This window comes from Paenibacillus mucilaginosus 3016 (assembly GCF_000250655.1).
Taxonomy (GTDB): domain Bacteria; phylum Bacillota; class Bacilli; order Paenibacillales; family NBRC-103111; genus Paenibacillus_G; species Paenibacillus_G mucilaginosus.
Window position 1 is genome coordinate 2178233 of the sequence record NC_016935.1, and the last position, 25045, is coordinate 2203277.

Annotated in this window: 25 protein-coding genes and 1 pseudogene; 14 read left to right on the forward strand and 12 right to left on the reverse strand. The window is 59.1% G+C overall.

The features are described 5' to 3' along the window. Positions 1-117: 117 nt before the first annotated feature. A complete protein-coding gene (locus PM3016_RS09785) occupies positions 118-603 on the reverse strand; it encodes a thioredoxin family protein (RefSeq protein ID WP_013915366.1) in 486 nt (161 codons plus the stop codon). Between the two features lie 498 nt (positions 604-1101). On the opposite strand from PM3016_RS09785, the gene PM3016_RS09790 reads away from it, so the two are divergent. From PM3016_RS09790 to PM3016_RS09800, 3 genes are read left to right on the forward strand one after another with little or no spacing between them, the layout of a single operon-like run. Next, the gene (locus PM3016_RS09790) at positions 1102-2604 is read left to right on the forward strand and encodes an RsmB/NOP family class I SAM-dependent RNA methyltransferase (RefSeq protein ID WP_041619075.1); all 1503 of its coding nucleotides are present in this window, start codon (positions 1102-1104) and stop codon (positions 2602-2604) included. 6 nt (positions 2605-2610) lie between these two features. After that, positions 2611-3351 (forward strand): pseudouridine synthase, encoded by a 741-nt coding sequence (locus tag PM3016_RS09795; protein WP_014369315.1) that lies wholly within the window; start codon positions 2611-2613, stop codon positions 3349-3351. Positions 3352-3386: 35 nt separating this feature from the next. Next, positions 3387-4208, forward strand: coding sequence for a Cof-type HAD-IIB family hydrolase (locus tag PM3016_RS09800; RefSeq protein ID WP_013915369.1), 822 nt, complete (start codon positions 3387-3389; stop codon positions 4206-4208). 101 nt (positions 4209-4309) lie between these two features. Here the strand turns inward: PM3016_RS09800 and PM3016_RS39085 are convergent, their stop codons facing one another. After that, the gene (locus tag PM3016_RS39085) at positions 4310-4399 is read right to left on the reverse strand and encodes a hypothetical protein (RefSeq protein ID WP_014369316.1); all 90 of its coding nucleotides are present in this window, start codon (positions 4397-4399) and stop codon (positions 4310-4312) included. Between the two features lie 262 nt (positions 4400-4661). On the opposite strand from PM3016_RS39085, the gene PM3016_RS09805 reads away from it, so the two are divergent. Beyond that, positions 4662-5735, forward strand: a complete 1074-nt coding sequence (locus PM3016_RS09805; RefSeq protein ID WP_014369317.1) for a hypothetical protein — start codon at positions 4662-4664, stop codon at positions 5733-5735. 243 nt (positions 5736-5978) lie between these two features. Here the strand turns inward: PM3016_RS09805 and PM3016_RS09810 are convergent, their stop codons facing one another. From PM3016_RS09810 to PM3016_RS09815, 3 genes are all read right to left on the reverse strand, one after another. Next, positions 5979-6197, reverse strand: coding sequence for a CsbD family protein (locus PM3016_RS09810; RefSeq protein WP_013915371.1), 219 nt, complete (start codon positions 6195-6197; stop codon positions 5979-5981). A gap of 372 nt (positions 6198-6569) precedes the next feature. After that, on the reverse strand, positions 6570-6779 hold the full coding sequence (locus PM3016_RS41330; protein WP_081484363.1) for a methyltransferase RsmF C-terminal domain-like protein: 210 nt from the start codon (positions 6777-6779) through the stop codon (positions 6570-6572). A gap of 18 nt (positions 6780-6797) precedes the next feature. After that, positions 6798-8186, reverse strand: a complete 1389-nt coding sequence (locus PM3016_RS09815) for an RsmB/NOP family class I SAM-dependent RNA methyltransferase (protein ID WP_014369318.1) — start codon at positions 8184-8186, stop codon at positions 6798-6800. A 137-nt stretch (positions 8187-8323) separates the two neighbouring features. Between PM3016_RS09815 and queD the strand changes: the two genes are divergently transcribed. The 5 genes from queD to PM3016_RS09840 all read left to right on the forward strand — a co-directional run bounded on the left by queD (position 8324) and on the right by PM3016_RS09840 (position 12076). Beyond that, complete coding sequence (gene queD / locus PM3016_RS09820) at positions 8324-8794, forward strand: 6-carboxytetrahydropterin synthase QueD (protein ID WP_013915373.1); 471 nt, start codon at positions 8324-8326, stop codon at positions 8792-8794. Then, positions 8791-9525 (forward strand): 7-carboxy-7-deazaguanine synthase QueE, encoded by a 735-nt coding sequence (locus tag PM3016_RS09825; protein WP_013915374.1) that lies wholly within the window; start codon positions 8791-8793, stop codon positions 9523-9525. Before queD ends, PM3016_RS09825 begins: the two co-directional genes overlap by 4 nt. A 99-nt stretch (positions 9526-9624) precedes the next feature. Then, positions 9625-10323, forward strand: coding sequence for a 7-cyano-7-deazaguanine synthase QueC (gene queC, locus PM3016_RS09830; RefSeq protein ID WP_014369319.1), 699 nt, complete (start codon positions 9625-9627; stop codon positions 10321-10323). A 416-nt stretch (positions 10324-10739) separates the two neighbouring features. After that, positions 10740-11261: a hypothetical protein gene (locus PM3016_RS09835; RefSeq protein WP_420798954.1), complete on the forward strand. Its 522-nt coding sequence runs from the start codon at positions 10740-10742 to the stop codon at positions 11259-11261. Further along, positions 11258-12076, forward strand: a complete 819-nt coding sequence (locus PM3016_RS09840; protein ID WP_014369321.1) for an AAC(3) family N-acetyltransferase — start codon at positions 11258-11260, stop codon at positions 12074-12076. Before PM3016_RS09835 ends, PM3016_RS09840 begins: the two co-directional genes overlap by 4 nt. 249 nt (positions 12077-12325) lie before the next feature. On the opposite strand, the gene PM3016_RS09845 is transcribed toward PM3016_RS09840, so the two are convergent. Further along, positions 12326-13474 carry a GGDEF domain-containing protein gene (locus tag PM3016_RS09845; protein ID WP_013915378.1) on the reverse strand — a complete coding sequence of 383 codons (1149 nt, stop codon included), beginning with the start codon at positions 13472-13474 and terminating at the stop codon, positions 12326-12328. 200 nt (positions 13475-13674) lie between these two features. On the opposite strand from PM3016_RS09845, the gene PM3016_RS09850 reads away from it, so the two are divergent. Further along, complete coding sequence (locus PM3016_RS09850; protein ID WP_013915379.1) at positions 13675-14814, forward strand: glycosyltransferase family 4 protein; 1140 nt, start codon at positions 13675-13677, stop codon at positions 14812-14814. A 940-nt stretch (positions 14815-15754) separates the two neighbouring features. Here PM3016_RS09850 and PM3016_RS09855 read toward each other — a convergent pair. From PM3016_RS09855 to PM3016_RS09865, 3 genes and pseudogenes are all read right to left on the reverse strand, one after another. Then, positions 15755-17207, reverse strand: a pseudogene (locus PM3016_RS09855) (IS1182 family transposase). A gap of 485 nt (positions 17208-17692) precedes the next feature. Beyond that, positions 17693-18625 carry an EamA family transporter gene (locus PM3016_RS09860; protein ID WP_014369322.1) on the reverse strand — a complete coding sequence of 311 codons (933 nt, stop codon included), beginning with the start codon at positions 18623-18625 and terminating at the stop codon, positions 17693-17695. A 76-nt stretch (positions 18626-18701) separates the two neighbouring features. Next, a complete protein-coding gene (locus tag PM3016_RS09865) occupies positions 18702-19466 on the reverse strand; it encodes a glucose 1-dehydrogenase (RefSeq protein ID WP_014369323.1) in 765 nt (254 codons plus the stop codon). Between the two features lie 495 nt (positions 19467-19961). Between PM3016_RS09865 and PM3016_RS09875 the strand changes: the two genes are divergently transcribed. Beyond that, entirely contained in the window at positions 19962-20408 is a 447-nt protein-coding gene (locus PM3016_RS09875) for a hypothetical protein (RefSeq protein ID WP_014369325.1), read from the forward strand. Here the strand turns inward: PM3016_RS09875 and PM3016_RS09880 are convergent. Further along, positions 20334-21380, reverse strand: a complete 1047-nt coding sequence (locus PM3016_RS09880; RefSeq protein ID WP_014369326.1) for a YkvI family membrane protein — start codon at positions 21378-21380, stop codon at positions 20334-20336. The genes PM3016_RS09875 and PM3016_RS09880 overlap by 75 nt on opposite strands. Positions 21381-21576: 196 nt before the next feature. Between PM3016_RS09880 and PM3016_RS09885 the strand changes: the two genes are divergently transcribed. Further along, on the forward strand, positions 21577-22200 hold the full coding sequence (locus PM3016_RS09885) for a DedA family protein (RefSeq protein ID WP_013915384.1): 624 nt from the start codon (positions 21577-21579) through the stop codon (positions 22198-22200). A gap of 299 nt (positions 22201-22499) precedes the next feature. Here the strand turns inward: PM3016_RS09885 and PM3016_RS09890 are convergent, their stop codons facing one another. Next, positions 22500-23132 carry a hypothetical protein gene (locus PM3016_RS09890; protein ID WP_014369327.1) on the reverse strand — a complete coding sequence of 211 codons (633 nt, stop codon included), beginning with the start codon at positions 23130-23132 and terminating at the stop codon, positions 22500-22502. Positions 23133-23485: 353 nt separating this feature from the next. On the opposite strand from PM3016_RS09890, the gene PM3016_RS09895 reads away from it, so the two are divergent. Together PM3016_RS09895 and PM3016_RS09900 are read left to right on the forward strand one after the other, a co-directional pair. Next, the gene (locus PM3016_RS09895; RefSeq protein ID WP_013915386.1) at positions 23486-24055 is read left to right on the forward strand and encodes a xanthine phosphoribosyltransferase; all 570 of its coding nucleotides are present in this window, start codon (positions 23486-23488) and stop codon (positions 24053-24055) included. Positions 24056-24310: 255 nt separating this feature from the next. After that, a complete protein-coding gene (locus PM3016_RS09900; protein WP_013915387.1) occupies positions 24311-24634 on the forward strand; it encodes a hypothetical protein in 324 nt (107 codons plus the stop codon). Positions 24635-24703: 69 nt separating this feature from the next. Here PM3016_RS09900 and PM3016_RS09905 read toward each other — a convergent pair whose 3' ends face one another. Continuing rightward, complete coding sequence (locus PM3016_RS09905) at positions 24704-25027, reverse strand: hypothetical protein (RefSeq protein WP_014369328.1); 324 nt, start codon at positions 25025-25027, stop codon at positions 24704-24706. Between the last annotated feature and the right edge of the window lie 18 nt (positions 25028-25045).

Genomic DNA, 25045 nt, shown 5'->3' on the forward strand with positions numbered 1-25045 from the left:
AAGCCTTCACGACTGGGTCGTGAAGGCTTCTTTTTGTTACTCCGGGATGATTACCGGAGGAGGGATCTCAGCTTGCTGCGCGGCTTTGGAGCCAGGCAGGGAAGTCGGGAGCTCCCTCTATTTCTTGTTGTGCTTCTCGATGAAGGCTTTCAGCTCAGGAGCTTTCTGTTCGCCAACGATGCGATCCGCTTCCTGACCGCCTTTATAGTAGACGAGCGTCGGAGTATACTCCAGGTTGTATTTTTTCCAGCCGTCTTTGAATTCTTCCAGGTTGAACTGGTTCATCTGTACGCCCAGCTCCTTGGCCACCGGCATCAGGACCGGCGTCGTCACTTTACAGTGCGGGCAGGTCGAGGCGAAATAATAGACGAAGAAGTCCTCTTTGGCGGCCAGTTTCTTGTCGAGCGCGGCCGGCAGGATGATGCTCTGATAGTTCGGATCATCAAGCAGTTTCAAGGTTTCAGGATGAAGCTTATCTGGCGTTACGCCATATACATTGTCCATGTGCTTGCCGTATTTCGCTTGGTTCGACTGTTGGTTCACGAAGTACAGTCCGCCGAAAAGTACGAGAATGACGGCCAGGAAGATACCCAGCTTTTTCAATTGCTGCCCCTCATTTCTTCAAGTGTAGTAATGCTGCCCCTATACCAAGGATTCGGTTCCATCTCCTCGGAATCCTTCTATATCATACAACAAAAGTGAAGGATTTACGAACGTTCGCTAGCTGGGACAGGCCGGTTGCAGGAAGGAGGCGGAGGAACGGCAGGAAACAGGAGCAGCAGCTGGGGGCAGCTTGGACGAGAGCGGGTTAAGCCGGACCGACAGGGGTGTACAGCTGGGTATACGCAGATTCAAGAGCGGATCAGGAGCAGACCCAAGGGCCGATTCAGAACAGATTCAGAACAGATTCAGAACAGGTCAAGCATGAACACAGGCCGGGAGGAAGCGGATCAAGACGCGTTTGCTGCGGTTGCGGCACCTGGAAAGAAACAGTACAATGGGTATTCATCGGCCCTTTTTTCGACGAAAAAAAGGCGGCGCCCACAAGGGGGCCGTCGGAACGGGCAGCATAGAAGCATACGGAAACGGGGTTTGACTTTCATGGCGGAGTGTTCGCTGCCGCAGGCGTTTTTGTTACATATGAAGGAGCTGCTCGGGGAGGAGTACCCGGCCTTCGAGGCTTCCTACGGCGAGGACAGGCTGTATGGCCTGAGGGTGAATCCCCTGAAGATCTCGCCGGCCGCATTCCGGGAGCTGACGGAGTGGGAGCTGAAGCCGATCCCCTGGGCACCGGAGGGCTTCTACTACGAGGAGGGCGTACGCCCCGGCAAGCACCCGCACTACCACGCGGGCTTGTACTATATCCAGGAGCCCAGCGCGATGGCTCCGGTGGAGCTGCTGGATGTCCAGCCGGGGCACCGGGTGCTCGACCTGTGCGCCGCACCGGGAGGCAAGACCACCCAGCTGGCCGGCAAGCTGCAGGGCACCGGCCTCGTGGCGGCCAACGACATTCACTCCGAGCGGGTGAAGGCCCTCGTCAAGAACCTGGAGCTGAACGGGGTGCGGGAGGCGGTCGTGCTGAACGAGGACCCGGCGAAGCTGCAGGAAGCGTTCCGCGGATACTTCGACCGCATTCTCATCGACGCCCCGTGCTCCGGCGAGGGGATGTTCCGCAAGGAAGAAGAGATGGCCAAGGCCTGGCAGGAGGACTGGACGGAGAAGTACGCCTCGATGCAGCGCGTGCTGCTGCGGCAGGCCGCCGTCATGCTGAAGCCGGGAGGCCGCCTCGTCTATTCGACCTGCACGTTCTCCCCGGAGGAGAACGAACAGATTATCGCCGGGTTCCTGGACGAGCACCCGGACTTTGAGATCGCCCCGGCGCCGGAGCTGCCGGGCTTCGCCCCGGGCCGCCCGGACTGGGTCCCGGCCGGCAGCGCCCGCGCGGCCGAGACGGCCGGCGCCGCGCGCCTGTGGCCGCACCGCCTCGCGGGTGAAGGGCACTTCGCGGCCGCGCTGCGCCGCCGCGAAGCGCCGGAAGGCGCCGCCGCGCTGGCCGCGGAGCCTGCGCCGGAGGCCCGGCGCGCGGCCCGGCCTTCGGCGAAGCCGCAGCGGCGCGCCGCCGGCGGGCGCCCGGCCGCGAAAGCCGCGGCTGCGGCCGACCCGCGCGAGGCGCTGGCGCGCTTCGCGGGAGAGTCGCTGGCCGGCGAGCCCTACGGCAGCGCGGAGCTGGTCCTGCGCGGCGAGCACGTGTACGCCGCGCCGGCCGGCCTGCCGGTGCTGGACGGCATCCGCGTCGTCCGGCCCGGCTGGTACCTCGGCAGCGCGGCGAAGGGCCGCTTCGCGCCCTCGCATGCGCTGGCCATGGGGCTTCGCGCGGAGGAAGCGCTGCGCCGCGTGAATTTCACGGGCGGCGATCCGCGCGCGGTGCGCTACCTGAAGGGTGATACGCTCGAGCTGACGCCGGAGGAGCTGCTGCGCGCCCATGAGAACGTCCAGACCAAGGGGTATACGCTGGTCTGCATCGACGGCTATCCTGCCGGCTGGGCCAAGTGGCAGGACGGCCTGCTCAAGAATGAATATCCCGCCGGTTGGAGGTGGACCTAAACGAAGATGAAATCGTCTATACGTCTTGATAAATTATTGGCCCACACGGGCTTCGGCACGCGCAGCCAGATCAAGCTGCTCGTGAAGGCCGGCTCCGTGACGGTCAACGGCAAGACCGCCAAGGACAGCGGCCAGCAGATCGTCCCCGAGCGAGATAACGTGCAGGTGGATGGGGAGACGGTACGCTACCGGGAGTTCGTGTACCTCATGCTGCATAAGCCGCCGGGCGTCGTATCGGCGACCGAGGATAACCGGGACCGGACGGTGCTGGACCTGCTTGACGAGGAATACGCCCATCTGGAGCTGTTCCCGGTGGGGCGGCTCGATAAGGATACGGAAGGGCTGCTGCTGCTGACCAATGACGGCAAGCTTTCGCACAATCTGCTGTCCCCCCGCAAGCATGTGCCCAAGACTTATTACGCGGATGTCGAGGGGGCCGTCGACGAGTCGGACATCGAGGCTTTTGCCCAAGGGGTCACCCTCGATGACGGGTATGTGACCATGCCTGCGGAGCTGCGGATCCTGCACAGAGGAGATCCGGCTGCAGGCGACCTGTCGCGGATCGAGCTAACGATCAGGGAAGGCAAATTCCATCAGGTGAAGCGGATGTTCCAGGCGGTAGGCAAACGGGTGGTCTACCTGAAGCGCCTGTCCATGGGGCCGCTGAAGCTGGATCCGCAGCTCCCGCTGGGCGAGGCCAGGGAGCTGACCGAAGAAGAGCTGGAGGGGCTCCGGCAGCACGGCTGACCCCGATATAGAGAGAAGGAACGGAGTGGAGAGGCGTGAGCTATAGACTGATTGCTTTGGATGTGGACGGAACGCTGCTCAATGACAAGGACGAGCTGACGCAGCGCACGGCGCTGACGATCCGGGAAGCCCACGAAGCCGGGGCGCGAATCGTGCTCTGTACCGGCCGGGGGCCGGCGAATGCGGTTCCCGTGCTTGATGAGCTTGGCCTGCAGGGTGTGCTCATCACCCACAACGGGGCGGCTACGGTAGAGTCGCCGGGACCGAAGCTACTGCATGAGTACAGCTATGATGTGAGACAGATCGAAGGGCTGATCGAGTACTGCCGGTCCCAGAGCATCCACTATGACGTCTGTACGGCGCTGGATATGTTCGTCGACCGGGTCGGCGAGGAAGCGGCCGGCATGTATGACAAGTTCGGTGTGGTCGTTCAGCGGGTCGAGGATGTGCTGGCGATGACGGCCCCGGTCGTCAAATGCACACTGTTCGGCTCCGGCGAGCAGCTGGATGCGGCCGAGAGCGAGCTGTCGCAGATCGGGCTGCCTCCGGGGATTCAGAGCATCCGCAGCGGCGCCCACTTCCTCGACATCATGGCGGAGGGGGTCTCCAAGGGCAGCGCCCTGCGCCAGCTAGCCGAGCTGTGGGACATTCCGGCTTCGGAGATTCTGGCGATAGGCAATTATTACAACGATATCGACATGATCACTTTCGCGGGCCTCGGGATTGCGGTTGCGAACTCGCCGGATGCGGTCAAAGCCGCCGCCGACGTCGTGGGGCTTTCCAACAATGAAGAGGGTGTGCACCATGCGGTGCAGCGTTATGTACTGGAAGCCGCCTCCGGGGCTGCGGGGCAATAGATAACCAGGTTCACAAGAAGAAGAGGAGCGTCCGGGTTTCGGGGACGCTCCTCTTCGTTTGGGACTGCCTTAAAGAAAGGGCGGGCCCGGGATATATGAGATTAGACCAGCAGGGAGCGGGATACGATCACCAGCAGAATGAACAGAACCAGGATGACACCTGTCGAAGTGAAACCAGTTGTGTGAGTCATTGCATAACTCCTCCTTACGTGTTGTGAGATCGAACCGGACCTCCATGTCGGCGGTGCTTGCTGCGCCTTCGCTGTATTTTTGCTTCCGTGCGGTGGGGAGGTTCGGTTTACATTACAGCATATGCGGATATCCTGATTGGGTATAGACATCCGCCCGGCGCATAGAGTTTGGGCGGGTAAGGACATGCTAAGGCCGTAACAAAATGTGGTCAGGCATGCCATGATCTAGGAGCCGAAGCGGCAGATTGGGAGGGGAATGAGGATGAATCACGTGTGGATAAGACCGGATTTGAAAACAGCGGGCGGCGAGGTCAGCGACATCTTGTACAAGAACCGATATGTCGGTACACTCACTCTCGTATACCGGGAGTCGGACCGGATCGCAGGCTCCATCCAGCTGGAACAGGAAGTTCTCTCTGCCGAGGCTGCAGATGAAGTGTACGAGCATCTGCATGCCTATGTGCATTCCCTGGCTGCTGCACTGCGGGTTGACGAATGCGAAGTTATGGTGACGAACAGCTCCATTGACCATGTGATTGCGATGGAAGAGGAGGAGACGCTGGTCGGGGAACTCGAAGCGGTCGACGAGGACTTCGACTACGATACCGAGTGGATTGATACCGACACGCTTCTTGTGGACGACGACCCGTATGAGCGCGACGAGCTGACCCTCGGTGACTTCGAGCTGGTACTGGTGGGCGAAGACGAGGATGCCGTGGAGTATCACATTTATGACGGGGACGAAGATTGGGTGGCTGAGGCTTTCCTGGAGATTGACGACCGGGAAGTGACCGGTACGGTGCACTGGCTGATCGAACCCGGGGATGATGCGCTGGATGCGGTGGCCGACCTCATCGTACTGGACTTCGACGAGGACGAAATCGATACGTTCGTCATCCATATGCTCTACGACAACGAAGTCATCGAAACGATCGAGCTGACGCACGAGGATCTCCTGGATGAAGCTGACGGGGATGACCTGCTGCTGCTGGATGAGGAATCGGACGAGGATGAGGATGCCGATGTTTACGAAGGGAACCGGGACTATACGATCGTTCTGGCCCGTGATGACGGCGATGTGCTCACCTACGAGATTTACCAGCAGTCCCGCGGAGGCCTGCCGATCGGTACGGCTACGGTCGATATCAGCGAACGGCAGCTGACGGGGTTCATCGATTTCCGGGAGCCGGGCAACGCAACGGACCGGGAAGAGATTGCAGCCCTGCTGATGGAAGAGCTCGATAAGGAAAAAGACTACGAAGCGATCAATCTGTCGATGATGCACCGCAGCCGGGTGATCGAAGAGGTGTTGTTCGAGACGGAGTCGTTCCATTAACATACAGTTTCAGGCAGGGCGGGAACCGGAGGGTTTCCGCTCTTTGCTGTGTGGTGCGGGAGGATTAGAACGGGGGACTCCTACCTGCGAAGGTCATTACGCCAAAATGCCCACGGCAAAAAGGCGGGAGCAGCTCCCGCCTTCTGCATGCAGATATCCGTTCGCACGGACTTGAGAGCCGTCCGGCAGCTGCTGACCGCCCCGCAGCAGGAAGCGGGTTTGAGCGGATGGTTGGCCGCTCTGTCAACGGAGCGGGTCGCTGTCCGTCCAGCGGATCGACCATTCCTTGTATTCGCGCTCGATGTCTTCTCTGGCATGGCCGTAGCGTTCCTGCAGAATGCCGATTAAGCGGTCTTTCTCGCCGCTGATCTGCTCGAGATCGTCATCGGTCAGCTCGCCCCACTGCTTCTTGACTTCTCCCTTAATCTGGTTCCATTTGCCTTTCAGTACGGTGGTTTCCATGATGGTTCCCTCCCTGCATTCAGGTTCATTCCATTGGCTTGCCCAAGGGACAAGTCCATCATCTTAACCTTACCCGGGGGTGCAGGGAATGAACCGGCAGAGCGCGGCTTGCTGCTCCAGCGGGCGGCAGGCGGCAGGCAGGAGGGAGCCTGGGAGGACGTTAGGGTATTGCGCCTAGAGGGAAGAGTCATTAACGGAACTCAGATGCGTTATGATTCATTCGCGAGGGGTTTTTCGAGCAATAACGGAACTGAGGTTCGCTATTTCATGGATTGGGTCTCTTTCTTGTCAAAAGGAGACCCATAACGCATCTGAGTTCCGCTATGTGCCGGGAAATGGCGGGAAATAGTCGAATAAGGCATCCTGGTTCCTTTATTTCAACAGGACGGCCTTATCTGCTTCCTCCCGCGAAAACATGGCTCCAGCTACCGTCGGAGGCCCTGTGGGCAGTGGTTCCCGCAGCAGGCCGCCGGACAGCTTGCCCCAGCCTAGCGGGTATCCGTCGACGGTGACGAGCGTCCATCCGCTGCCGGGCGCTCCGCTTTGCAGCGCCTCGCCGCGCAGGCAGCGCTGAGCTGTCAGTCGTTCGCCTGCTTTTCCCTAACGGCGGAGGCCCTTTGGGTAGTGGTTCTTGAGCAGGCCGCCGGACAGCTTGCCCCAGCCTAGCGGGTATCCGTCGACGGTGACGAGCGTCCATCCGCTGCCAGGCGCTCCGCTTTGCAGCGCCTCGCCGCGCAGGTAGCGCTGGACCTCTTCCCCTTCGGAGGAGAGGTCTGCCTGCAGCCGCACCTTGGCAGCCGGAGGCAGCGACAGGGCAAGGGCGTGGGCCGGTTCGACCCGGTTCTTCTTCACCTCGGCGAGGTGAAGGCCGGGACGCAGCACCTTCAGGCCCTGGAGCCAGCTGCTGTCAAAGGGGCAGCCGTCCGCCTGCGGCAGCCAGTAGAGCTGCTCGCCGAACAGCAGGGGCTCCCCGGAAGGCAGCCGGAAACCGCTGCCCTCCGGCGCCCAGGTCTCTGCGGCCCAGCGCTCGTAGAGCCGGACCGCTTCCTCCTCCGGCCGTACGGTGCCCCGCTTGCCCCGGGCCGCTGTCCGGCCTCTGACGGCAGGCGCTGCCGCTTCGTCACCGCCTGCCCCCGCCTCAGTAAGACGGAACACGGCGACGAAGTGGCCTTCGCCCCGGTGCAGGTGCGGCCAGATCCGCTCGGTCCGCTCGAGTTCAAGCCCCGGGCAGAGTTTCACGATCGCGTCAGCGGTGAGCTCGTTCTCCTGCTCGTTGAAGGTGCAGGTAGAGTAGGCCAGCCGCCCGCCCGGCTTCAGCATCCGCACCGCGTCCTGCAGAATATCGAGCTGGCGGGCGGCACACATCTCGACGTGGGCCGGCGACCATTCGCCGACCGCATCCGGGTCCTTGCGGAACATGCCTTCCCCCGAGCAAGGGGCATCGACCATGATCCGGTCGAAAAAGCGGGGGAAGCGCGCCGCAAGCTGCGGCGGATTGCTGCTCACGACGACCGCGTTCGGGATGCCCATCCGCTCGATATTCTCGGCGAGGATTTTGGCCCGGGCGGGGTGGATCTCGTTGGAGATCAGCAGGCCCTGGCCGGCCAGCTTGCCTGCGATGTGCGTCGACTTGCCGCCGGGGGCGGCGGCAAGGTCGAGCACGATCTCGCCCGGCTGCGGATCCAACAGCTCCACGGCGGACATGGCGGAAGGCTCCTGGATATAGTACACGCCCGCCGCATGGTACGGGTGCCGGCCCGGTCTAGCGTCTTCCTCATAATAAAAGCCGGTGGGGCACCAGGGCACAGGCTCCAGCGCGAAGAGACGCTGCAGCTTTGGCAGCGCCCCAGGATCGCTATCATTTATTTTACGCGGGTTGATTCGCAGGCCCTGCGTTCTCGGCTGACCGTAGCTGGCGAGGAACGCCTCAGCCTCGCCGCCGAGCTGCTTCCGCATTTGTTCGATATAGCTTGAAGGTAAGGTGGTCATTCGGTTCACTTGGCTCCCCTGTCGTCACTTCGGCCGTGCGGACCCGCACGGTTCCTTTATTATACAAGTTTCACCTTATTGTGAGAAGTCAACCGTACATGATATAATGGATTGTCTTTTGGGAGAGGGGAGTTCTAATGGAGTACGAAATTCCCAAGAAAGTGCAGATACTGGGAGAAGATATACAGCAAAGCCAGCTCAAATATCATGATCGGGAAGTGCTCGTCTCGAAGGAATTCACCTTCGACAGCGCTCACCATCTTCACTGCTATGAGGGCAAATGCCAGAGCCTCCATGGCCATACGTATAAGCTGCAGGTCATCATGCGCGGCAAGGTGGACCACCGCGGGATTACGATCGATTTCGGCGATATCAAGCGGATCGCCAAGGAACGGGTAATCGACAGGCTCGACCACCGCTACCTGAACGACGTGCTGCCTCCGATGAATACGACGGCGGAGAATATGGTTGTCTGGATGTACGAGCAGCTGGCGGCTGCCCTGCGTGAGGAGAACCTGTATCCGGCGGTGCGCCTTGAAGAGGTGCGCCTGTGGGAGACGCCGACCTCGTTCGCAGCCGTCACCGCCCGCCTGATGGGAGAGGAATGATCGAGTTGGAACAGCAAGAACTTACAGTGCAGCAGGAGAGCATTAAGAACCCGCTTGACATCCGGCTGCCGATGGTCGAAATTTTCGAAACCGTGGAGGGCGAAGGGACGCGTGCCGGCTTTCCGACGGTCTTCATCCGGCTGTTCGGCTGCAACCTGCGCTGCACCTGGTGTGATACGAAGTACAGCTATCCTCCGGCCGAGGCCGAATTCGTCATGACGATCGGCGAGATCGTGCAGGAAGCGGCCAAGTACAAGGCGAAGCACATCTGCTTTACCGGCGGGGAGCCGCTGCTCTACGGGGACAAGTCGGCCGCACTGATCGAAGCGCTGGTGGCCGCAGGCCGCTATACGGATCTTCACGTGGAGACGAACGGAGCAGTCGACCTTGCCCCGTTCCTGGAGCGCATCGACTCTCCTGTCGTCCGCTACGTCATGGATTACAAGCTGCCGGACTCCGGCGAGCAGGAGAAGATGCTGACCGGCAATCTGGCGCTGCTCCGTCCGCAGGACGAGCTGAAGTTCGTCATCGGCAGCGAGCGTGATTTCTTCACGGCCGTGCAGGTGCTGAAGGATTACCCGACGAAGGCGCTGCCGCTGTTCTCCCCGGTGTGGGAGACGATGCCGCCGGTGAAGCTGGTGGGTCTGATGCTGGAGCACGGCCTCAGCCATGTGAAGCTGAACATGCAGCTGCACAAAATCATCTGGGACCCGGCCGAACGGGGCGTGTAGCGCGCGCAGGCCGGGTTTTTCCATCCGCTGCGGCGGATTACATAATTGCACCTGACTTACACAAGTTACCAAGTTACCGAAGAAAGAAGGAATAGAACGATGACCACGAGCAAAAAAGCGGTCGTTATCCTGAGCGGCGGTCTCGACAGCACGACCTGCATGGGGCTTGCACGCGAAGCGGGGTACGACTTGTATCCGATTACGTTTGATTACGGACAGCGCCAGAAGCGGGAGATCGAGAATGCGCGCAAGGTCACCGAATTCTACGGTGTATCCGACCGGCACAAGGTGATTTCGCTTGGCTTCCTCAAGGAATTCGGCGGCAGCGCGCTGACCGACGAGAGCATTGAGGTGCCGGCTGCCGGCGAAACCGGGCTCGAAGGAAGCGAGATTCCGGTTACTTACGTGCCGGGCCGCAACCTGCTGTTCCTCTCCATCGCGACATCGTATGCAGAGGTGAAAGGAGCCGAAGCGATCTATATCGGCGTGAACGCGCTCGATTACAGCGGCTATCCGGACTGCCGTCCGGAGTTCATCCGCAAGGTCGAAGAGGTCATGGCACTGGCGACACGCGTCGGCGTCGAAGGCGGCCCGATCCGTATCGAGACCCCGCTCATCGACTGGACCAAGGCGGAGATTGTCCGTCAGGGCAACCGGATCGGCGTTCCTTATCACCTGACGACCTCCTGCTACAACGGGCAGGAGGAAGCCTGCGGCGAGTGCGACAGCTGCCGCCTGCGGCTGAAGGGCTTCGAGGAGGCCGGCTCGACCGACCCGATTCCTTACCGCGAAGCGTAAAGATAAAGGTGAGGGCACCCTGCCGCCTGTGGCGGGCGGCCCGTGCATCGTACCGGTGTAGGGGCCCGGGCTTGGCGCTGTGCCGGTATGCAAGCGGGCTTGGCAGTGCGAATGCCGGGTTGGCTGCGCCGGCTGTGTGACTATCCGGCGTCATACCGCCTTATGAGGCGGAGCGTCTGGCCGACGTCTGGGACTGGCCGCACCGGCCATACGAATTTACGGCAGCATCTTGCCCTATCGGGTAGCTGCATCAGGCTGCTAGCCGCTCTGGCAGTGTGTACGGCCTGTGTGTCAGGGCTTGAGTTCGCCCGCGTCAAGACGGCCGTCAGCGCCCTGTTCCATTATGGAACAGGGCGTTTTTCGTTTGCTGCGGCAGCCGGTAACTTTTTCCCCCGCTGCTCCGTCTGAATACCGGGGTGAAGATTTTGCAGTATCCATGGATTAGGATTACCTTACTATCCTGCTGGCTGTTCGGGGGATTCTACCTGCTGACCTTCTTTGTAACCGCAATGAGCTACAGTCTCATTTGGCGCATACCGGCGGACATGTTCCGGGATGTTTCGTGGATTTTTTATGGAGTGCTGTTCTCCGTGCTGCCGTATGTGCCGATGGGAGGCTTGCTGTACAGCTATCTGGGACGGCGTCCGCTTATTCTGACCGTGCATGCGGCAGGAGTAGGTTTTTTGGTTGAGAAGGGGATCGGCGTCTTTCTTGCCGCGATGATGGCCAGCGGATTCCCATCGTCATGGTACGGCCAGGATTATCCCGGGAGCGGACATGCGCTGCTATGTGAGGAACTTCCAATGTACTGCAGTGGATTTGTCGAAAGCTATTACCTATGGGGCACGGCAGCATCTTTGGTATCGGTTTATGCGGGAACGCTGATCTGCCGCAGCCTCAGAACCACATCCATGAAGAAAGAGAAGGACGCGTCATGAAACCCATCGAAGGAAAGCTATATACGATCGACAGTTTGGTTGAAGATTTGCGGCGTATTGGCCTGCAAAGGGGGATGACGGTGATCGTGCATTCCTCGCTCAAATCGTTCGGCGGCTGGATTCCGGGCGGCCCGGCAGCTGTTGTGCTGGCCCTCGAAGAGGTGCTGGGACGGGAGGGAACGCTGGTGATGCCGACCCACTCGGGGGATCTCTCCGATCCGGCCCGCTGGCAGAACCCGCCGGTGCCCGAGGCTTGGTGGGAGACGATCCGCCGTACGATGCCGGCGTACGAGCCCGGCTTGACACCCACCCGGGCGATGGGGGCGATCCCGGAGTGCTTCCGCAAGCAGGAGGGCGTGCTGCGCAGCGCGCACCCGCAGGTATCGTTTGCGGCCTGGGGAGCTGGGGCGGCGAGGATCACAGAAGGGCACGAGCTCTCCTACAGCCTCGGCGAAGCCTCTCCGCTGGCCCGCCTCTATGAGGCGGATGCCCGGGTGCTGCTGCTAGGGGTCGGACACGGTAACAATACTTCGCTTCACTTGGCTGAGTACCGGGCATCTTACCCGGGCAAGGAGGAAGAAGAACTGGGAGCCCCGATCCGGAAAGACGGGCAGCGAGTATGGGCGGCCTATTCGGATTTCCGCATAGACAGTGATGATTTTGAGACGATTGGAGAGGCTTTCGGGGCGGAGACGGGACTTGTCACCGAAGGCAGGGTGGCAGAGTCCCGAACGTTGTTCATGCCGCAGCGCGCTCTGGTGGACTATGCGGTGAAATGGATGGAGGCGAACCGAGGAAGGGCGAGACAGGAGTAGGGGGAAACGTTAGGGGATGACCTGCCTCCCCAGGGAGCAGTCACCTGTGGGAAGGAAAACTGTTGGCGGCGCACGTGCTGGAATTTTTCGGTGCGTTCCGTGCTGCAGTGTAGTGAGTACAAGTTCAAGTGCCCCATCTGCCGGTACTTGGGTCGAGCCCCGACCGCAGCGGCAAGGGCTGCTGCATTCCCGTGCCCGGGGAGGCTTTCGCCCCCGGGGGCTGCACAGCAAAACAAGGCGGCCGGCCTGTCAGCCCTGAACCACCTTGTTTTTCCCTGTTGTTTTGGCCTCGTACATGGCTTTATCCGCTCCCTTGATCAGGGAGGCCGGGGACATCCGGCGCCGCCACTTTTTGCATCCCATGCTTACGGTAACGACCGTTTCTTTTTCGACCCTTTGGCGGATCCGTTCGGCGAGCTCCAGCGGGTCCGTATCGGGATCTTTGACCAGGATGACCATCTCCTCGCCCCCGTATCTTCCGCAGATGCCGCTCTCGTCGGTTTCCTCAGTAAGAATCCGCGCCACCTGTTTCAGCACCTTGTCGCCCATATGGTGGCCCTTCGTATCGTTCAGCTTCTTGAAATTATCGATGTCGCTGAAGATGACGGACACGGGGACGGCGCTTTTGACATACTGCACGACCCGGGCATCGAAATACTTGCGGTTATAGAGCTTCGTCAGGTCATCCGTGATGGAGGAGGTGTAGATGGCCTGGAGAATTTCGATGACCCTCTCAACGATGAAGAGGAACAGTACGATATAAAAGAGGAAGGGAGTCGTCAGCTCCAGCAGGCGAAGCTCCCCCTGCTTCCCGTCGAAGAGATATACGTTCACCGTATGGATGGCATGTGCGGCAAAATACACGGTCAGCATCGTCTGGTACTTCCCGTTCTGCCCGATCCGGGGATGGACGAGCATGAAGCACAGGAAGATAAGCACGAACAGGAACAAATCCATGCCGAGAGGGCGCAGCAGCGTGTGAAGCTCTTCATTGCCGACCAGCCACCGGTGGGCCGACCAGTAAGTGATCGAGACGCAGACCGTTAAGGCGAAGGTAAAGCCGTAGAGGATAAAATCCCTTCGTTTGGTCGCATTGTAGAGCTGATAAATGCCGATGTTCACCATGACGAACGCGAGCACCTTCAGCAGAAGCGAGGTATATTCTTCACCTGGCGACAAGGCGCCCGAATAGGCCAGGACGATCATCTGAATATGCTGGATGACCAGGAGCCCGAGAGCAATGATCATGGACAGGTAGCCGATCTTGCGCCGCGTGACGAGCAGACGGAAGGAAACAAGCATGGTCATGAAGATGATGACGATGAGCAGGCTGTAGAGATAGACGGAGCCTGCAGGTCCGTAAAGGGTATCGCTGAGCGATGCGGGATTCGAGTTCATGCGGTTTGAAAAGGCCTCCGCCCTGGAAAATGGTGTGAGTTTAAGTGACACCTGCCTATTATACCAAACATATATTCGTTTCGGGAAGCCTTGTGATAGGTTCTGAGAATCTGTTAGGATGGAAGTGTAAGCAGTGCAGCGGCACGCGGGCGTGCCAAGCCGCGAGCGACAACAAAGAGAAAGACCGGAGGAGGAGAATCATGCGTATACTGCAAGCGTTATTTTTTCCGCCGGAGCAGCCGGGCGGCGTATCCTCCATGGTGCCCTTCATGCTGGACCGATTCAATAAGCGCGGCTGGGAGATGGACCTGTTCTCCCTGCCGAAACGGGTGCGCAGCAAGGGGAGCGAGGAAGTGACGTTCTCCACGTTCGATTGGAAGGTCTATGAGGGCCACCCTATCGTGGATAAATACATACAGACGTTCAAGGATTATGTCTGGTGGACGAAGATGCGCCAGACCAAGACCTATGATCTCATTCATGCTCATCATCCCATTGCCGCTCTTGTGATGAAGCGTCTGTTCCCGGACATTCCGCTGATCATGACGATCCACTCGAGTTATGAGCGGGAGCTGATCCTGAACGGCCGCATCCAGGAGAACGGCCCTGAGCATCAGTTCCTTACCTCCATCTACCGTGAGCTTGAGGAGACGGTGGACCAGCTCATTACGGTGTCGAATTCCTTCAAACAGTATCTTGCCGACTACGTGCAGGAGCCTGAGAAGATCGGCGTCATCCCGAACGGGTTCGACGAGAAGCGGTTCAAGCCGGTGCACCATGAGAACAAGGTGCCTCAGCTCATTACCGTCTGCCGTCTCGTTCCCGCCAAGGGCCTCGATACGCTGCTGCTCGCCTGCGCCGAACTGCGCCGCCGGGGGCATCCCTTCGTGCTGCACCTGATCGGTGACGGGCCGATGCGGCCGGAGCTTGAAGCGCTGGCCATCGAGCAGGGCCTCTACGAAGACACGATCTTCTACGGCTACATGCTGCATCCGGAAGACTTCATGCCGTTCTTCGACGTCTTCGTTCTCCCGTCGCAGGCGGAGGCGTTCGGCTCCGTATTTGCTGAGGCTGCCCTCTGCGGCCTGGCGGTCGTCGGGACGCAGGTGGGCGGCATCGCCGAGCAGATCGAGCACGGGGTGAACGGCCTGCTTGTTCCGGTAGGCGACGTGCAGGCGCTGGCGGGCGCGCTGGAGAAGGTCATCGGGGACCCGATGTACCGCTATCAGCTCGGACGCGTGGCTCTCGAGAAGGCGACGAAGTCGTATTCGATGTCGCGGGTCGTCCAGCAGCTGCGGGGCGTGTACCGGACGTACCGGAAGGAAAAAAAGGACACGTAGGCCCAAAGGCCATTCTCGTGTATATATTGGATTGCGCGTTGGAAGGAAGACTCCGCAGCGCTTGGCCGCTCTGTGGCGGTATGGACAGCATAAGGCCTGGGGAAGGACCGCGGTGCGGGGAGGATCAACGGAGGCATGACGGCCGGGAGCCTGTGTTAGGATGATCCAAAGGGCGGCATGAGGATGGGCGTCCGCGTTAGGGTGGTCCAAAGGTGGCATCAGGTCGGGAGCTCGTGTTAGATTGATCCAAAGGGCGGCATGAGGATGGGCGTCCGCGTTAGGGTGGTCCCATTGGCAGCATAGGCCGGAAGCCTGCATTAGAGGGGCAAAGGGCGGTAACGCGTTTATGGGTGAGGCCCCCCGTGTGCTGGGAGGCCTGGACGGAGCTCTTAGCCCCGGTCCGCATAGGTCGGTTTTGGACGAAATCCCTTGCTGTCCCTGCCTTCCAGCCGCGATGGTGGGAGTACCCGCCGGGGCCGAGCCGAGAGCTTGCCCGTGGTTCCCCCTGCTCCTGCCCCGCCAATAGAGGAACTCAGGTGCGCTAATCGCCATGTCAGAAGGGTATTTTAGAAATAGCGGAACTGAGATTCGCTATGCAGCAGAGTAGGGCCGTTTTTTCGTACAAAAACCGGAGAATAAGGCATCTGAATTCCGCTATTCTCCGGGAAGGCATGGAAAATCATCCGATAAGGCATTATAGTTCCGCTATTTGTCCGGGTGGCGTGAACCATCCGTTTCTGTTGAGATAGATGCAGGAATGGTCCATGGCTGGGGCACACCTTATTGCATATAAAAAAGCCTGACGGTTAGCGGAGGCCACTGAAGAACTTACGCTTTTTCCTCAGGAGCCTCGTATAAGTCATAAAAAGCCATCTACCCCCATTTTTAGGGTCAGATGGCTTTTTTATAGGCTTAAAATTGGTCTGCTCGATACGTTTTTTCAATCTACCAGCTTCAGTATACGCTTAAGATTTACAGCGAATATGGCCATTGCACCTTGCATTTCTATGCCAATCAGACCCGAAGATGTGGCAACATCATACCCGTGTCTATGTTTGAGTTCGCTGTTTTTCGCTTCGATCTTGTAGCGCTCTTTGGATTTCGCCTTGAAATATTCCGTTTCCTGGAACGCCATCTGTTCCGCGTGTTCATCAGATTTAATCGTTACGGAATAAGTTTTACTCTTGGCGCCTTCTTTGTAACAGCCCTCCTTGAGCGGACAGCTCTTGCAGATCTCTACGTCAAAATAATAGGTATCCTGTTGGTTTTTACCGACGCCTTTTTTGCCTTGCCGGGCCTTTCGAGTCGCCATGTGACCAGCCGGGCATACGTACATGCCGGCATCTTTGTTGAATAGAAATTCCTCTTCTTTCTTACGGCTGCCTTGCGTGATCAGCGGATTGAGTTTTGCTACAAGTTCAATCTCATTGTTCGTTGTGTACAAAATATTATCCTTCTCGGAGTAGGCGGTATCGCCAATGACGGTCTTAACTTGCATTCCTGCTGCATTGCTTTTTTCGATGAGCGTCTGCAGCTGCTTGCCGTCATTCTTCTCGCCTGTTGTAATGACAGCTGCCGTTATGATGCGCTCCTCCGTCATGGCCAGATGAGTTTTATATCCAAAGAATGCAGAATCGGCGCTTTTATGTCCCACTCGAGCATCCGGATCCGCCGTTAGACGAAGCTGTTCGATGTCATCCTCCACCGTTTCCTTCAGCAGGTGTAACGGATTCAAAACCTTTGGTACTTGCGCGATCCCGGATTCCAACTCGATGAAGGTCACAAGCTTTTGACAATACTCGATTTCGTCTTCGAGTACGTCGCTCGTGTTCTTTGCGGGCATTTTGGCTTTGAGCGATTCATCCATCGTGTAAACGGACTTTCGCAGCTTTCGTGCACGGTCTCGCAGAATTTCTAGCGGCGACTTCTGATTGTAGCGCGCTTTTGTATGCGTAGCGTCGACGATTATGGAGTTGCTCTTCAGGATTTTCAGTTCGATAGCGAGGTCTACCGTCTTACCAATGAGCATGTCCAATAAGTTGATGTCTTTGAGCCGCAGTTTGCGGAATTTTGTCAGAGAACTCGGGTCGATGACCGGATCCTCCGGTGCCATGCCCAGGAAATACTTAAACGACAGGTCATACTTAGAACGCTCGACAATATCTACGTCAGATAGTTCAAAGATGGCTTTCAGCAACAAATATTTAAACATTCTGATGGGGGTCAATGGCGTTACGTCCGTTGTCCAAACAATATTTTGTCTGCAGTTCTTCAAAGATAAAAGTGAAGTCCACCAGTTCGTTAATTTGACGGAGCATGTTGTCCTTCGGCACGACGATATCATACAGAGCCGCGTAAGGGCTCAGAACCAAGCTTTGTTGTTGTTGAATCATCCGTCTCACCCGCTTTTCGAGATGACTCAATTATACGTCAAAAAAAGCACAGCCTCTTCAATTTTCTTGAAGGGCTGTGCTTTTTTTTTAGACGGACTTTTTCAGTGGCCTCGGTTAGCGCCGTCAGGCTTTTTCGCTGCGATGAGCATGCTGCCAAGCATCACTGCGATCCGTTTGCCGGCGAGGCAACGCGCGCTGCTAGGCACGCTGCTCACCCGTATTGCTTGGCGCTCTGGCTCGCCCGCGTGGCCTGCCTGCATCACTTGGCGCGTCACTCGCCCGCGTTGCTTACCGGCATCACTTGACGACTGCTGGCTGCCCGCCTCCGCCTCTCTACAAGGCGAGGCGCAGCACGATCACTTCGAGCAGCGCGTCAGGCCGGCCGCCTCCAGCCGGGTGAACGGCTCGCGCAGTCCGAAGCGGACGTTCAACGCGAAGAAGACGTTTCACCTCGCCGCGCCTCTCGCTGCCTCTCCAACGCCTCTCTACGAGGCCAGACGCAGCACGATCACGCCGATCAGCGCCGCCGTCAGGCCGGCCGCCTCCAGCCGGGTGAACGGCTCGCGGAGCCCGAAGCGGGCGTAGAGCAGCACGATCACGACGTTCATCGCGGAGACGACGGAGACGAGCCCGGTGACGCCGAGCCGGAAGGCCGGCATGATGAGCATCATGCCGGAGATGTTCGTCAGGCCTACGATCATGCCCCACAGGAACGTGCGGCTGCCGGTCCAGGCTGCGGGGGCGGGGGAAGGCCCTTCGGCCGCTCCGCTTTCCTGAGCGGCGGCCAGCTCGCTGCGGGCAGCGACGGCTTCCCTCTGTGCGGCATCCGCCTGACTGCGGCCAAGCCGCCACATGAGGCCGAAGAGCACGGTGCCGGTCCCGTACATCAGGGTAAGGGTCGGCAGGGTGGCCGCTCCCATCATCGTGGCTCCCTTCGTCGAGAGGTCCGTCAGACCGAAGAACAGCATGGCGATCGCGCCCCAATGGGCCCCCTGCAGATTCTTCAGGGAGATGTCGTTGGAATAGCGGATCATGAGCACGCCGGCGACGATGATCAGGAAGGCGGCCAGCTGCCAGCCGTTAAGCTTCTCGCCCCAGAGCAGGAATGCGAGCAGCACGACGACAACAGGGGGGAGGCCGGTGAACATCGCGACGAGCGAGGCTTTGCCGACGGCATATCCTTTGTACATCGCGGCGTTGGAGGTGAAGGAGAAGAGGCCGAGCAGCGCGCCCATCCACACGGCCGGACTCCAGGCGGCGGAGGTGAGCAGGCTGGCGGCCAGAGCCACGACCATACCGCAGAAATAGACGCCGAAGAGCATCAGATTGCGGTCCAGCGGACGCTGGGACGACCATTGATACAGAATGCCCCTTAGCCCGAAGCACAGGGCCGAAGCGGCGGCAAAGACAAACCACATAACAAAAAACTCCCTGCTGACATGGAATGGCGCCCTTCCGACGGACGGAAGAGGCGCCTTAAGCTGTAATGCATGTTTATTCTTCTTCGTAGATCATCTTCACCGTCATGCCTCCGTCGATGACGAGGTTCTGGCCGGTGATGAACGACGCCTGGTCGCTGGCCAGATACAGGCAGGCGGAGGCGATGTCCGGCGGGGCGCCGACACGGCCGGCGGGATGCTGCAGCCGGTCCCGTTCGGAGTGGACGGGCTTGCGGCGGGCCGAAGCCTTCTGCCAGTCGGACGTCTCGATCCAGCCGGGGGAGATGGCGTTCACCCGGATGCCGTAGCGGCCGAGCGACACAGCCATCGCGTGCGTGAGCGAGAGCAGGCCTCCCTTGGAGGCGGCGTAGGACTCCGTATCGGGCTCCGACATCAGGGCCCGGGTGGAGGACATGTTGAGGATGACGCCGGAGCGCTGCTCCTTCATCAGCCTGGCGGCGAGGCGCGAGCACATATAGGTGCCGCGAAGATTGACCCCGAGCACCTCGTCGAACGCGGCGAGCGGCAGCTCGAGCATCGACCCGGGCCGCATGATGCCGGCGTTATTGACCAGCACATCGATTCTTCCGAAATCTTCGCGGATCAGCTTGAACCACCGCTCCACGTCCTCTTCCTTGGAGACATCGGCCGGCACATACATGGCCCTGCCTCCGAGCCTGCGGATCTCCTGCACCAGCTCCAGCCCCCCTTCCTTATCGGGGTCGGCGGCTGCGATGTCATAGCCGGCCGAAGCGAAAGCGAGGGAGACCGCCCGGCCGATTCCCTGGGCTCCGCCCGTTACGGCGGCAACCTTCGTCATAAGCTCACCTCCGGTTTATGCGGGTTATGAAGACAGACTTGTACAAAGAAAGCCCGATCGTATATTCTGGACATAGCCTTACTGCCGGGCGCAGCCTTGGTTGAAGGCTCGCTTTATTCCTCTGAGTATAGCGAATCCGGCGGGAGCATTTCAAGTAGAAAGGAGCTTCGCCATGGACTCCGGCGGGCGCGCACCAAGAGAATTGACTTACAGGGACGGATGGAGGCGCGGGAGAATCTCCCCGGCAAGCCAAGGATCCCTCCCGGATCCGGCAGGGCACGGAGACAAGGGACCTACCGGTATGCCGGGCAGCCTGCTTTGGCGGAGCCCGCACAGCGGCCTGCCCCGGTGTATCCCCATGCTGCTGTTTCTTCTGCCTGCAGCCGTCTTCGCAGGCTTCCTCTGGCTGGTCTATCTACTGGCCCGAATGGCGTAAGACCGCAATCACCGTAATAAACGAAATGAGATAATGATAACCCGAGGTGTATGAGAGCCATGATGATGATTCTTGCTATACTGGGTGCGGCGCTGGGACTGGCCGCGACGGGAACGGCCGTATGGATGGCCTGGTCCGTCTGGTCCGCCGGCCGTGCCGGTGCGGCTGCGGCCGCGGACGGGACAGGGGGCGCAAAGCCCGGACTGCTGCCCCATCTGCAGGCCGCGGTTCCGCGGCAGTGGACTTATTTTGACTATATGCTTCTTCTTCTGTTCCTCACCGGCAGCATGTTCCTCTTCACGGACCTGATCGCCGTGCTGCGCGATGCGGAGCTGTTTCCGCCGTACCATTACGGGTATCTGCTGTGCGGCTTCGTCTTCAGCTTCACCGGAATGCTCATGATGGCTGTCCGTCTTTTCCTTGTCCTCGGTTCAGGCGCCTCCGGAAGCGGGACTCCGGCGGAGAATCATCAGGACCAGCCAGGCGAGCGAGAGCATGCCGAATAAGGGATAGAGCGACGAGAGCAGCGTCTTGAAGCCGACCTGGCTGACGAAGTAGCACAGACACAGAATGACCGGCAGGAGAACCTGGTAAGACCATCTTGTCCGCTGCTCGAGCTGCAGAACCAGCCCGTACACGTCGGAGAGCAGGGTGGTGAAGATCTCGCCGTAGATGACGAGTACGAAGAGCAGCTGCAGCACCGGTCCGACGCGGTGGATCAGCTGGCCTGTCGGAATGTCGTATTGGGTGATGCCGGGCATGTGGGCGGAGAGGGCAAAATGTCCCGCAAGGAGCATGACGCCGATCCAGATCCCGCCGATGATCCCGCCCCAGCGGAGCACGCTGCGGTCACCGACACGCACCCCGAGCGGAACGAGCACCGCCTGCGCCATGGTGAGATTGAAGGCGGCGTAGAGCAGGGGAGAGAACCAGATCCGGACGGCAGGGTAGTCCGACTCGAGCGTAAGCCAATTGCCGGCTCCGGGGGTGCCGATCGTCTGCCAGACGATCAGACAGATGAAGCCGCCCATGAGGGGAACGACCACGGTATTCACCGCCATGATCGCATCCATGCCCCGGACCAGCAGGATGTAGGCAAGAACCAGGGTGAACAGCAGGCCGAGCTGGTGCGGGAAGCCGAGCTGCTCCGAGAATACGGCGCCGGAGCCCGCGAGCATTACCGTGGACACGCCGAAGAGGGAGATCAGCGTGAGCAGGCTGACCCACCCGCCCGCCTTCTCGCCGAAGAGCAGCTTGTTGAGATCCTCATACGATTTGGCGCCTACATCGTTTGCCAGAATCATGAGCTTGATGCCGAGCCAGATGAACAGGAACGTGGAGATCCCGATGGTGAAGGTGGCCATCCACCCGTACCGGGTAAAGAACTGGAGGATCTCCTGCCCTGTGGCGAAGCCGGCGCCGACCACCGTGCCCACATAGGTAAAACTGACCTGCAAGACGCCAGTCCATTTTTTCATGCGTACCCGAGTCCTCCTCGCCGACCTGAGCTTACTATACAACCTATGAAACAGGGGCAAGCCTCATGCCTTTTCTTCCAATTTGGCCTGAGGGAAGCTTGGGCTTTTGGGCGTTTTCTGATACAATGGGTAATAAGGTACAAGTTTCGACAAGTGCCTTTTCTTCTCCTGAAAAAAATGGCTGGAGCGTGTCAGAGTGGAGCATCTTCTGCAGTATATAAACCAGTACGGTTATATCGCACTGTACGGGCTGCTGGCGCTGGGGATTGTCGGGGTGCCGGTGCCCGATGAGATTCTGATGACGACCGTGGGTACCCTGACAACGTCCCATAATCCCGTACTGCATTTCGGCACGACGCTCCTGGTGTCGTTCCTCGGGGCGATGACGGGGATGGTGGTCAGCTATGCGCTGGGCCGTACGGTGGGCAAGCCCTTCCTGTACAAATACGGGCGTTGGATCAAGCTGACACCGGAGCGGCTCGCCGTAGCGGAGGGTTGGTTCAAGAAGTACGGCATGTGGGCGGTCTTCTTCGGCTACTATGTGCCGGGCGTACGTCATTTTACCTGCTACTTGGCAGGAGTGAGCAATGTGAGGATCTGGCGGTACCTGCTTTACGCCGGAAGCGGTGCACTCGTCTGGGTAACCACGTTCCTCACGCTTGGACATGTCATCGGGGCCAATGCCCTCCGTCTGCTTCACAGTCTTCATCATCATATGGCGCTGCCGATCGTACTCATCCTTATTCTCGTTGTAGGCGCATTCCTGTTCCTGCGGTACCGGCGCCGCAAAAAGTCGGCCTTCGGCTCATCCTCGGAGTAAGGCAATGCCGCGAGAAGAGCGGCTCTGACTCCGTACCGTCTCCACCCGAATAGGTGCAGCGTGCTTTAACCGCGCGCGGGAAGCCCCCGCGGAGGGATGTCTCCGCGGGCCCGCTTCTGTGCACAAACAAAAACCTTGACCGGGTGGCCAAGGTTTTTTTGCCGTTCCTGCGGCAGGCTGTTCCATTGTGGGTACGCCGCTGAGAGGACCGTATTATTCCGCAAAAAGCTTGATCGAATTGACCTTCTGGGTCTTCGGGTCGATGTCGAGCTTGAGAATGGCGCCTGTCGCCTTGTAGGTCAAGACATAGCTCGTGTTGGATCGGGCTTGCCGAGCGCCTCGTATACGCTCGATACCGGGTCCCCGAGCTTCAGCCCGTTCAGTCCCGGGTTGACGTCGGCGCTCCGTACATCGACGAAGTGAAGCTCGTTCCTGCTGTTGAATCCGACCAGAAAGTCCGTGTAATCGTACACCGTAACCGGATCCGCATCGTCTTCCATGACGAACTGCTCCTTCGGCTTGCCGAATTTACCCGTGATTTCGGAGGCAGCCGTCTTCAGCGTCAGGCCGAGGAGGGTGGGGTTCGCCTCGGTATAAGGCGATTGAATCTCGATTTTGGGTTTGTCCGCAGCCGCGGTCTTCCCCTTGGTATCTTTGGGCTGCGGGGGCAGGACGGTGCCGCCCGACTTCTCCGCGTTGCTCGCAAGCGACACCTGATCTTCAGGGGAGGCGGGAGCGGGCTGCGGCGCCGGCGTCGGAGGGCCGGCCGGTACGTCCAGGACGGCCGCTGGCTTCTGCTGCTCCACCGCAGACCCGGAGGGGGACTGGGGCGGTGCGGCTCCGGGCCCGCCGGACTGGCACCCGGCCGCGGTCAGGAGCGAGGTTATGGTTAAGACGGACAAGAAACCGGTGAGGGCTCTCTCTCTGGTCATCACGAACTTCCTTTCCGTACATGGATACGCTCTACTAATTCTTAGCTTTATTTTACTATTAAGGCAGCCTGTAGAGATAGACTATCTCATCATACTCCGTTCGGCTCCGGTCTTCAAAGAGGATATCGGTCGAAATCCGGTCAAAATGAAAGAAAAACTTCCGTTTTCATTCCGAGCATACCAAATTCTTGGACATACCGCATCTTTCTACCCTATATACCCTATAAAACGGAAGCTCAAACCGGAAAGTTGCACCGGGACTGGGGAAACTTCCCCTGCCGCTGCACTTGAAACCCCTGCGGACCTTGTGATAAGTTTACGAATAAGGTTGAAGAGCGGAAGGAGAACGAGGTATGGAATTGTTGAAAGAAAAGATTCGCGAAGTGGGTGTGGTGGTTTCAGACGAGGTCATCAAGCTGGACGCCATTCTCAACCACGCGGTGGATCCCGTCCTGACGACGGAGATGGGCCGCGAATTCGCCAGACGCTACCGGGAGCAGCGCGTGACGAAGGTCCTGACGATCGAATCCTCAGGCATTCCGATCGCCTTCGCAGCAGCCCAGGAGCTTGGGGTGCCGATGGTGTTCGCACGCCGCAAAAAGACGCTGAACACGGACACCGAAACGTACTGCGAGCGCGTGCCTTCGTTCACCAAAGGGTTTGTAACGGACATTATGGTGGGTAAAGAATTCTTGAGCGAGAATGACCGCGTCGTGCTTATCGACGACTTCATCGCCAATGGCGATGCGGCCCGCGGGCTGATCCGGATCATCCGCCGCTCCGGCGCGGAGCTTCTCGGCCTCGGCATTGCCGTAGAGAAGTCCTTCCAGGCCGGCGGACGGACCATCCGCGAGTCGGGCGTACGCGTGGAATCGCTTGTGAGAATCTCGTCGCTCGCCGGCGGACGCATCGAGTTCGAGTAACAAGATTTGGGCAGGCGGGATTCGGGGAGGAAGCCTTCCATCCGGTGTCGTTTTCCTTTATAATAGCGTTAAGCGACTAAGGGTAAACGGGCACCGCCGCCCCGGGCGGATGGTGCGATTGCCGGCAGGGAGACCCTATTCCCATCACCGTTTGCTGTGCAGGAGAAGCTAAGACTGAAGGATCTACGCGAGAGAGGTCACGGTTTTGACGCAGGAAGGATTGTTGCTTGACTACCAAGGGGAGGTGCAGCTAGCATGGGGAAAGAAATTCCGGTTGATTTTTTCGTAACGAAGCTGAACGAAGCCAAGATCCACTTTGAACGTGCCCTGGATTGTAAACATACGGATTTTGACGATCTGTATCCCTATATGATTGAGCATCCGCAATTTTTCTGGTACAAACGGTATGTCGCCTGGTCCGAACTGCTCACGATTGTGAAGCTGTGCAAAGAGCTTGAAGTTTCGTGGGAGGAACAATTCACGGAGCAGCAGATCGAGTACATCAACAAGCGCGTGATGTCCAGCAAGGTGCTGGATTACTGGTTCGAAACCAACGATTCCCGCGAACACGTAGGCTAACCGCTTGATAATGACAGAACCTGTCCCCGGTTTTCCGGCGGAGCAGGTTCTTTTTGTGCTGGAGAAGCCTCAGGGTCTGAGCCCGTCCAGGATGTTCATCGACTCAATATGGCTCCGGGTTTCGGGAGTGCCGAGCTGATGCAGCATCCGGTAGATTTCCTGCAGGTTGGCGTCATAGGCGTCATTCTCTTTATCCTTATGGTACAGACGGTAAGGGATGATGGCTCTCGCCGCCGTATCTCCCTCGGCATCATCCTGATCTTCGAACAGCTCCGCAAGCTGATCTATCTCCTCCGGGGTGGCCTGAATCTCGAATTCAAAGTTGCCGGTGGTATCGGCGGGCTCGAGGATTTCACCTGATCCGACCGCAATATAATAGGTTTTCTTGTCCATGGTCTGTGCACCCCTCCG

Bases quoted from the DNA above. Each gene is read 5' to 3' on its own strand.
- PM3016_RS09790 (WP_041619075.1), top strand. From the start codon at position 1,102: ATGGCGGAGTGTTCGCTGCCGCAGGCGTTTTTGTTACATATGAAGGAG.
- PM3016_RS09795 (WP_014369315.1), top strand. From the start codon at position 2,611: ATGAAATCGTCTATACGTCTTGATAAATTATTGGCCCACACGGGCTTC.
- PM3016_RS39085 (WP_014369316.1), bottom strand. From the start codon at position 4,399: ATGACTCACACAACTGGTTTCACTTCGACAGGTGTCATCCTGGTTCTG.
- PM3016_RS09805 (WP_014369317.1), top strand. From the start codon at position 4,662: ATGAATCACGTGTGGATAAGACCGGATTTGAAAACAGCGGGCGGCGAG.
- PM3016_RS09810 (WP_013915371.1), bottom strand. From the start codon at position 6,197: ATGGAAACCACCGTACTGAAAGGCAAATGGAACCAGATTAAGGGAGAA.
- PM3016_RS09815 (WP_014369318.1), bottom strand. From the start codon at position 8,186: ATGACCACCTTACCTTCAAGCTATATCGAACAAATGCGGAAGCAGCTC.
- queD (WP_013915373.1), top strand. From the start codon at position 8,324: ATGGAGTACGAAATTCCCAAGAAAGTGCAGATACTGGGAGAAGATATA.
- PM3016_RS09825 (WP_013915374.1), top strand. From the start codon at position 8,791: ATGATCGAGTTGGAACAGCAAGAACTTACAGTGCAGCAGGAGAGCATT.
- queC (WP_014369319.1), top strand. From the start codon at position 9,625: ATGACCACGAGCAAAAAAGCGGTCGTTATCCTGAGCGGCGGTCTCGAC.
- PM3016_RS09840 (WP_014369321.1), top strand. From the start codon at position 11,258: ATGAAACCCATCGAAGGAAAGCTATATACGATCGACAGTTTGGTTGAA.
- PM3016_RS09845 (WP_013915378.1), bottom strand. From the start codon at position 13,474: ATGAACTCGAATCCCGCATCGCTCAGCGATACCCTTTACGGACCTGCA.
- PM3016_RS09850 (WP_013915379.1), top strand. From the start codon at position 13,675: ATGCGTATACTGCAAGCGTTATTTTTTCCGCCGGAGCAGCCGGGCGGC.
- PM3016_RS09860 (WP_014369322.1), bottom strand. From the start codon at position 18,625: ATGTGGTTTGTCTTTGCCGCCGCTTCGGCCCTGTGCTTCGGGCTAAGG.
- PM3016_RS09865 (WP_014369323.1), bottom strand. From the start codon at position 19,466: ATGACGAAGGTTGCCGCCGTAACGGGCGGAGCCCAGGGAATCGGCCGG.
- PM3016_RS09875 (WP_014369325.1), top strand. From the start codon at position 19,962: ATGATGATGATTCTTGCTATACTGGGTGCGGCGCTGGGACTGGCCGCG.
- PM3016_RS09880 (WP_014369326.1), bottom strand. From the start codon at position 21,380: ATGAAAAAATGGACTGGCGTCTTGCAGGTCAGTTTTACCTATGTGGGC.
- PM3016_RS09890 (WP_014369327.1), bottom strand. From the start codon at position 23,132: ATGACCAGAGAGAGAGCCCTCACCGGTTTCTTGTCCGTCTTAACCATA.
- PM3016_RS09895 (WP_013915386.1), top strand. From the start codon at position 23,486: ATGGAATTGTTGAAAGAAAAGATTCGCGAAGTGGGTGTGGTGGTTTCA.
- PM3016_RS09900 (WP_013915387.1), top strand. From the start codon at position 24,311: ATGGGGAAAGAAATTCCGGTTGATTTTTTCGTAACGAAGCTGAACGAA.
- PM3016_RS09905 (WP_014369328.1), bottom strand. From the start codon at position 25,027: ATGGACAAGAAAACCTATTATATTGCGGTCGGATCAGGTGAAATCCTC.